General features: G+C 72.3%; 7 protein-coding genes. 2 read left to right on the forward strand and 5 right to left on the reverse strand.

Features of this window, described 5'->3' with window-relative positions; genetic code table 11:
• The first annotated feature begins 6 nt into the window (after nucleotides 1-6).
• Nucleotides 7-534, forward strand: a complete 528-nt coding sequence (locus ABH940_RS04015) for an arginine repressor (protein WP_370072769.1) — start codon at nucleotides 7-9, stop codon at nucleotides 532-534.
• An 8-nt stretch (nucleotides 535-542) separates the two neighbouring features.
• On the opposite strand, the gene ABH940_RS04020 is transcribed toward ABH940_RS04015, so the two are convergent.
• The 5 genes from ABH940_RS04020 to ABH940_RS04040 form a co-directional block, all read right to left on the reverse strand.
• Complete coding sequence (locus ABH940_RS04020; RefSeq protein ID WP_370072768.1) at nucleotides 543-1919, reverse strand: cytochrome P450; 1377 nt, start codon at nucleotides 1917-1919, stop codon at nucleotides 543-545.
• A gap of 48 nt (nucleotides 1920-1967) precedes the next feature.
• A complete protein-coding gene (locus tag ABH940_RS04025; protein ID WP_370104265.1) occupies nucleotides 1968-3668 on the reverse strand; it encodes an APC family permease in 1701 nt (566 codons plus the stop codon).
• A gap of 18 nt (nucleotides 3669-3686) precedes the next feature.
• Nucleotides 3687-5087: an aspartate aminotransferase family protein gene (locus ABH940_RS04030; protein WP_370104267.1), complete on the reverse strand. Its 1401-nt coding sequence runs from the start codon at nucleotides 5085-5087 to the stop codon at nucleotides 3687-3689.
• A 127-nt stretch (nucleotides 5088-5214) separates the two neighbouring features.
• On the reverse strand, nucleotides 5215-6054 hold the full coding sequence (locus tag ABH940_RS04035; RefSeq protein ID WP_370104269.1) for a FadR/GntR family transcriptional regulator: 840 nt from the start codon (nucleotides 6052-6054) through the stop codon (nucleotides 5215-5217).
• A gap of 166 nt (nucleotides 6055-6220) precedes the next feature.
• Nucleotides 6221-6700 carry an Lrp/AsnC family transcriptional regulator gene (locus tag ABH940_RS04040; protein ID WP_370104270.1) on the reverse strand — a complete coding sequence of 160 codons (480 nt, stop codon included), beginning with the start codon at nucleotides 6698-6700 and terminating at the stop codon, nucleotides 6221-6223.
• A gap of 134 nt (nucleotides 6701-6834) precedes the next feature.
• On the opposite strand from ABH940_RS04040, the gene ABH940_RS04045 reads away from it, so the two are divergent.
• Nucleotides 6835-8034 (forward strand): PLP-dependent aspartate aminotransferase family protein, encoded by a 1200-nt coding sequence (locus tag ABH940_RS04045; RefSeq protein ID WP_370104272.1) that lies wholly within the window; start codon nucleotides 6835-6837, stop codon nucleotides 8032-8034.
• Nucleotides 8035-8174: the final 140 nt, after the last annotated feature.

The following is an 8174-nucleotide window of genomic DNA, read 5'->3' on the forward strand; positions in this document are numbered from 1 at the left end:
TGCTCCATGACCGAACCCCATCGCGACGCCCCTGCGGTGCACCTACCGCAGACGCGCACGGCGCGGCACCGACGGATCGTGGAGCTGCTGACCCGTCAGCCCGTCCGCTCGCAGAGCCAGCTGGCCAAGCTGCTCGCCGACGACGGGCTGATGGTCACTCAGGCGACGCTCTCGCGCGATCTGGACGAACTGGGTGCGGTCAAGATCCGTAGCTCGGACGGCGCGCTGATCTACGCCGTCCCGGCGGAGGGCGGCGACCGCACCCCGCTCGCCCCGATGGGCGAGTCCGCGTCGGAGAGCCGGATGGCACGGCTGGCCGCGGAGCTGCTCGTCTCGGCGACGTCCTCGGGCAACCTCGTGGTGCTGCGGACGCCGCCGGGGGCGGCGCAGTTCTTCGCCTCCTCGATCGACCAGTCCGGCGTCGAGGAGATCATCGGCACCATCGCGGGGGACGACACCGTCCTGGTCATCAGCCGCGACCCGCAGGGCGGCGCGGACCTGGCCGAGTACCTGCTGCGCCTCGCCCAGTCCTGACGCGTCGGTCAGCGCGCGGCCGACCGCAGCACCGCCGGAATCGGGCGGGACGGCTGGAGGGTCAGGCCCGTGTGCGGCTTCACCTCGCCCGGCTCGGTCTCGACGCGGAACCGCTGCGCCAGCACCGCCAGCACGAGAACCGCCTCCACCAGCGCGAACCGCGCGCCGAGGCAGGTGCGTTGGCCGCCGCCGAAGGGGAACCAGGCGTGGTCGGGGATGACGTCGGCGGCGTCGGGGTCCCAGCGTTCGGGCCGGAACGCGTCCGGCTGCGGGAAGTACCGACGGTCGCGGTGGACCGACCACTGGCTCGCCCAGACCGTCGTCCCCTCCGGGACGGGACGGCCGCCCAGCGTCGCTCCGGCGCGTGACACCGCAGTGATCAGCCAGATCGGCGGGTAGAGGCGCAGCGACTCCTTGACGATCGCCTGGGTGAACGGCAACCGGGCGTAGTCGTCGAAGTCCGGCAGCCGCCCGTCCAGCACCTCGGCCAGCTCCGCGTCCAGGCGTTCCCTGGCCTCCGGGGAGCCGGAGAGCAGATGCCAGGCCCAGGTCAGGGTGGTCGACGTGGTCTCGTGGCCGCCGATGTAGAGGGTGACGGCCTCGTCCCGCAGCTCCTGCTGCGACAGCGGCGCGCCGTGCTCGTCCCGGGCGGTGAGCAGACGGCTGAGCAGGTCGTCGCGTTCCTGGCCCGCCGCAGAGGCGGCCTGGTGCTCGGCGATGATGCGGTGGATCTCCTCGTCGAGCCGGCCCACTGCCGCGCGCAGGCGCCGCCGGCCCGGGGTCGGGATCCACGACGGCAGGAAGACGGTGACGCCGCGCAACTCCGCACCGATCGCCTGCTGGGCCACCGCCATCGCACCGGCGACGACCTCCTCGCGTCCGGCGGTCTCCACGCCGAACAACGTCCGCACCGCGATCCGCTGCGTCAGCCGGGTCATCTCCTGCTGCACGTCCACGGCCTGACCGTCCGTCCAGGCCGACGCCGTCGCGTCCGCGCACTCGACCATGGTCGCCGCGTAGCTGCGCACCTGGCGGGGCCGGACGGAGGGCTGGACCAGGGCCCGCTTGCGCCGCCAGTCCGCCCCGGTGCTGGTCACCACGCCCTCACCGAGCACCTGGTGCATCGCCCAGCCCAGGTCGACGGGGCTGAAGGTGACCTCGACCCCGGCCAGCAACTCGCCGACGTCCTCGGGCCGGGAGACCAGCAGACTGCGCTTCGGGCCCAGCGACCACGGCGCCCAGTCGCCGTAGCTGTCGCGGAGGTGGCAGAAGAAGGCGAGCGGATCGCGCGCGAACGCGGGCAGGTTGCCGAGCAGCGGCAGACCGCGCGGTCCCGTGGCGGACGGCGCATGGATTCCGTTGGCAGGAGCGTGAGTTGACGTCACGCGGCCATGGTGCCCCGGCTCGCGCCATGGCACCAGAGGCACTCGAACTCAGGGCGTTGCCTGCGGGTCCGCCACCGGCGTGTCCGCCAAGTCCTGCGTCTCGCGGGTGAGTTCCTCGATACGATCGGTCGGCAGGGCCACCGCCACGGCCCAGGCGTAGATGGCGATGCTGAACACGGCGACCACCGCCATGTCCCAGCCGAACGGCAGCCACGGGTGGGCCCAGGGCCCGAAGTCGCTGACCCAGGTGATCAGGCCCATGCCGACCAGGTAGGCCGGCAGCCACTGCGCGGCGCGGAAGTCCAGTCGTACCTCGACCGGATTGGTGTGCAGTACGCGGGCGATCGCGAGCAGCAGATAGCCGATGCCGACGGCCACTCCCAGCTTCCAGACGGTGTCCCAGCCGCTCCAGAAGATGATCAGATTGGCCACCACGAAGGCCGCGGGAGCCAGCACCCCGCCCGCCTTCAGCCTGAACGGCCGTGCCACGTCCGGCAGTCGGGACCGGAACACGCCGAACGCCAGCGGCGCGCCCGCGTACATCAGCACACTCGCCGACGTCACCAGGTTGACCAGCGAGTTCCAGCTCGGGAAGGGCAGGAAGGCCACGCAGCCGACCACGAACGCCGCCACGATGCCGACCCACGGAACCCCGCGTCGGTCCAACTTCTCGAAGGCGGACGGCACGTAGCCGTTGCGGCTGAGCCCGTAGGAGATCCGGGAGGCGGCGGTGGTGTAGATCAGACCCGTTCCGGCGGGGGAGATGACGGCGTCCAGGTAGAGCACGGCCGCCAGCCAGCCCATGCCCACCACCGAGACCAGACCGGCGAAGGGCCCGGAGATCCCCGCGTACGCCAGGTCCGCCCAGTGGTGGATGGCGCCGCTGGGCAGCGCGCCGATGTAGACGATCTGCAGCAGGATGTAGAGCAGCACGCCCAGCACCATCGAGCCGACCACGGCGCGCGGGATGTCCCGTCCGGGCTGCTTGCTCTCCCCGCCGATCTGGATCGCCTGCTCGAAGCCCATCAGCGCGAAGATGATCCCGCTTCCGGGCACGGCCAGCAGCACGCCCTTGGCGCCGAAGGGCGCGAACCCGCCGCCCGCCGTGAAGTTGGCGGGGTGGAAGCCGGCGATCGCCAGCAGCAGCACGACCAGCATCGGCACGCCGATCTTCCACCAGGTCGCGGCGTTGTTGGCACGGGCGAGGGTTTTGATGCCCATCAGGTTGATGCCGCAGAAGACCGCCATCAGCAGCACCGCGATCACCAGGCCCGAACCGGTCAGCAGGCCCTGGCCGTTCTCGAAGCCCCTGGCCCAGCTGTAGTGGTCCGCGTAGCCGATCATCGCCATGACCTCGATCGGCGCGGTGGTCGCCACGGAGAGCCAGGAGAACCAGCCGAACGACGCACCGGCCGCGCCGCCGAAGGCCAGGTGGGGGTAGCGGGCGGTGCCGCCGGATATCGGGAACATGCCGCCGAGTTCGGCGTGGACCAGGGCCAGGATGATCATCGCGACCGCGCCGATGCCCCAGGCGACCAGCGCCGCCGGTCCGGCGGCGGTGACCGCGTTCTTCGCGCTGAACAGCCAGCCCGAGCCGATGATCGAGCCGACCGACGCCCACAGCAGGCCGATCAGGCCGACCTCGCGCCGCAGCGTGCGGCCTCTGCCGTCGGGATCGGCGCTGCCGCTCCCATTCCCGTCGTTGGTGGAGCCGGTTGAGCCCGTGGACGGTGCGGAGGTTCTGCTCATGGTGGTGCTCCTCTCTTGCTAGGCACGACCTTCAGCGGAGGCGGCGGGTGCGACCAGGGTGGCGACGATCTCCTCGACCATCTGCTCGGTGATGTCGGGGTGGACGTAGGCGAGCCGGGCGACGGTCTCGCCCTCCCACACGGTCGGTGCGACAAAGGCGATCTGACGCTGCATCAAGTCGTCGCACCAGGCCCGGTAGTCGGCACAGCTCCAGCCGACGCGGCGCAGCACCACGACCGACAGCTCCGGCTCGCGCACCAGCTCCAACCCGTCGGTGCGCCGCACCAGCTCGGCCGTGAAACGCGCGATCCGCAGCCCCTGCTCCACCGCCGCGCGGTAGGCGTCGGTGCCGTGGACCGCGAGCGAGAACCAGAGCGGCAGGCCGCGCGGGCGCCGGGTGAGGTGGTAGGCGTAGTCGCTGGGGTTCCACTCGTCGTGGCCCTCGGCGCCGTCGCCGTGGATCGCGTCCAGGTAGGACGCGTCCTGGGTGTGCACGGCGCGGGCGAGGCGCGGGTCGCGGTAGAGCAGTGCGCCGCAGTCGAAGGGCGCGAAGAGCCACTTGTGCGGGTCGATGACGACGGAGTCGGCGCGCTCGATGCCCGTCATGGCCGCGCGGATCTCCGGCGCGAACAGCCCGGCACCGCCGTAGGCGGCGTCGACATGGAGCCAGAGCCCGTGCGCGGCGGCCTGGTCCGCGATCCCGGCCAGGTCGTCGATGATGCCCGCGTTGGTGGTGCCGGCGGTGGCGACCACGCCGATCACCGGACCGTCCTCCGCGGCGGTGCGCTCGGCCTCGGCGAGCGCTGCCGCCAGGGCCCGGCCGGTGAGCCGGTGGTCCTCGGTCGGCACCACGAGCGGGTCGACGCCGATGATCGAGAGCGTGTTGGCGACCGAGGAGTGGGTCTGGTCGCTGACCGCGATCCGCAGCGGCGCGCGGCGGTCCAGACCGAGCGAACGGCGCGCGGTGTCGCGGGCGACGACCAGCGCGGAGAGGTTGCCTGCGGAACCGCCGCTGACGAAGCAGCCGCCTGCCTCCGCGGGCAGTCCGGCCAGGTCGGCGAGGAGTCGCAGCACCTGGTTCTCGGCGGCGATCGCCCCGGACGCCTCCAGCCAGGAGACGCCGTGCAGGGAGGCGGCGGAGACCACCATGTCGAAGAGTGCGGCGGCCTTGGTCGGCGCGCCGGGTATGAAGGCCAGGAAGCGCGGGCTGTCGCAGGAGACGACGGTCGGCTCCACGGCCTCGGTGTAGCGGCGCAGGACATCGGCCGGGTCCGCGCCCCGGGCGCCGATCGCGCCCTTGAGCTGGACCTCCAGCTCGGCCGCCCCGCCGATCCGCCCGAGTGAGGCCGGATCCAGGCTCAGGCGGTCGACCATATGCCGGACGATCGTGTCGGTGAGTTTGGTGTCGAAGGCGTGCAAGGGGCGGTCCTCCCGGTGGAACTACCGGCGGCCGGAGCAGGGCAGGGGGAAGCCGCTCGGTGCCGGTCGCGCTTTTGGATCTGATTCAGACCCAATGCCGGGAGGTTAGGGGGGCATGCCGGCGAGGTCAATCCCTCGCGTCGAGAGCGGGTGCTTCGGTGCCCGCCTGCGCGGCGTCGGAACCGCGTCCCGGGGTGAGGCGGTCCAGCAGGGCCGTGAACTGGGTTGCGGCCTCCTCCAGATGGCGCCGCATCGAGGCCTCCGCGGCGGCTCCGTCCCCGGCCAGCACAGCCAGCGCGGTGGCCAGATGCTCCTCGCGGAAGACCTGCGCCAGATCACGGCCCTCGGGGTAGACCACGCCCCAGTCGGTCTGCAACCAGAGGGAGTTGCCGCCGACGAACATCTCCGTCCGGGCCCGGGAGACGGCCTCGCGCAGCACCTCGTTCCCGGCTGCCGCAGCGACGGCCAGATGGAACCGCGAGTCCATTCGGTGGTAGCTGGTGAGGTCGGTGACCTCCTCGTCGAGCATCCGTACCAGCGCACGCCGGGCGGCGGTCGGGCCGCGCTCGGCAGCGAGCCGGGCCGCCAGCGGCTCGATCGCGGCCCGGTACTCCATGTAGTCGCGCAGCGAGGCACGCAGCTCCGCGAGGGCCTCGGCCTGGACGGACGGAGCCGCCGTGGCGTCGTCCGCCGTGCGGACCCGGGTCCCGCCCGCGCGTCCCGGAGTGGTCACCACCAGGCCCTCGTCGGCCAGTTGGCGCAGCGCCTGGCGGACGGTGTTCCGGCCGACGCCGAGCGCGGCGGCCAGGTCCCGCTCGGTGGGCAGCCGGGCGCCGGGCGCGAACCCGCCGAGGGTGATACGCGTCCGCAGCGCGTCGGCGACGACGGCGTGCGAGGGAGCGCGCTGCTCCGCGGGGCCGAGATCCTCGGCTGCGTCCGGCACGTCGGCCGGCCTGTCCGTCCCCACTGCTAGGGCCTCCCCGGCTCCTCGGGTCGTGGTGTCTTCGGTTCCCTGGGCGCCATTGACGGCGCTCCGGGCTCGTGCCAGTCTCGCACGGAGCACTTTGGATCCGCGCGGATCCAAACGTCGATACTGCTCGGCGGTTATGACTCGGCGGCTTTTGCTTCAGCGCCTACGTGGTCATCTGGCCGCGCATGTGGCCGAAGATCAGGCTGGTCTCGGTGTGGGCGACCGCCGGATGAGCCGTCAGATGCTCCAGTACGAAGTCCCGCAGCGCGTCGGTCTCCGGGACAGCCACATGCAGCAGGTAGTCGTCCGCCCCGGCCAGGTGGTACGCGGCGAGGACACCGGGCAGCAGCGGGATCTGCGCGGTGAAGCTGGAGATCCGCTCCTTGGTGTGGGCGTGCAGACGGACCGCGATCATCGCCTGGATCCCGAGCCCGAGCGTGGCCGGGTCCACGTCCGCGTGGTAGCCGCGGATCACTCCGCGCTCGCGCAGTGCCCGGATCCGGGACAGGCAGGTCGAGGGGGCGATGCCGACCTGCTCGGCGATCGCGTTGTTGGGCATCCGCGCGTTCTCGGCGAGCAGCCGCAGGATGGCGCGGTCGACGGGGAGGAGTTCGGGCTGCGGTTTCTTCGGCACGAGGCCCATGCTGCCCCCTGTCGGTCGAAGAAGTACATGCCCGGTCCGACCGGATCCGAATTTCCTTCGAAACACTGGCCATTGCCTTGGCAGATCTTCACCCTGGGGGCCACCCCACAGCACAGGACGGAGAGGTCCCACCCATGCCCCCCGCCGACGTCACCCCGCACCCCGCTGCCCGCACTGCCGCCCGCCCCGACACCCGCGCCGTGCACGCCGGACGCCGCGACCTGCGCGCCCTCGGCGTCCACGTCCCGCCGATCGACCTCTCCTCCACCAACCCGCTGCCCGGTGTCGAACTCGGTGGCGACAGCTATGAGGCGCTGGCAACCGGCGGACTGATGCCGGAGGGCGGCAGTGCCGTCTACCAGCGGCTGTGGAACCCGACCACGGGTCGGTTCGAGGAGGCGCTGGCCGAGCTGGAGGGCGCCGAGCAGGCGGTCGCGTTCAGCTCCGGCATGGCCGCGATCACCGCCTGCCTGCTGGCCGCGCGCGCCGAGGGCCGCGGGCACGTCGTCGCCGTTCGTCCCCTCTACGGCGGCACGGACCACCTGCTCGCCACGGGCCTGCTCGGCACGGAGGTCACCTACGCCGGCGCCGACGAGGTCGACGGCGCGATCCGCCCCGACACCGGCCTGGTCGTCGTCGAGACGCCCGCCAACCCGACCCTCGAACTCATCGACCTGGCCGCGCTCGCGGCCCGCTGCGGCTCCGTGCCGCTGATGGTCGACAACACCTTCGCCACCCCGGTGCTGCAGCAGCCGCTCCGGCACGGCGCGACCCTCGTCGTCCACAGTGCGACCAAGTACCTCGGCGGCCACGGCGACGTGCTGGCCGGCGTGGTGGCGACCTCGGCGGAGTGGGCGCAGAAGATCCGCCCGGTCCGCGCGGTGACCGGCGGCATCCTGCACCCGCTCGCCTCCTACCTGCTCCACCGCGGCCTGCAGACGCTGCCGCTGCGCGTCCGCCACCAGAGCGACAGCGCGGGCAAGCTCGCCCTCTGGCTCGCCGAACAGCCCGCCGTCGAGCGCGTCTTCTACCCGGGCCTGCCGGAGTGCGACCCGCACGGGCTGGTCGGTACCCAGATGTCCGCGCCGGGCTCGGTGCTGGCGTTCTCGTTGCGCGGCGGTTATGCGGCGGCGGCCTCGGCGGCCGAGCGCTGCGAGCTGGTCACCCACGCGGTCTCACTCGGCGGCGTCGACTCGCTGATCCAGCACCCGGCCTCGCTCACCCACCGCCCGGTCGCCCCGGAGGCGCGCCCGCACCCGTCGCTGCTGCGCCTCTCGGTCGGCCTGGAGGACACCGAGGACCTCTGCGACGACCTCGCGCGGGCGCTGGCCTGACGCTTCCGGTCCGGCGACGGCATCGAGGAGCAGGAAGGCCCTAGCTGTATTGATCCGCAGCGTTGTTGACTCGGCTGATGGGGGTTTGGCCTCCGAGTGCGGTGTGACAGCGATGGTAGTTGTAGCGGTGGAGGAAGCCG

Origin of the sequence: Streptacidiphilus sp. BW17 (genome assembly GCF_041262485.1) — a bacterium.
Taxonomy (GTDB): domain Bacteria; phylum Actinomycetota; class Actinomycetes; order Streptomycetales; family Streptomycetaceae; genus Streptacidiphilus.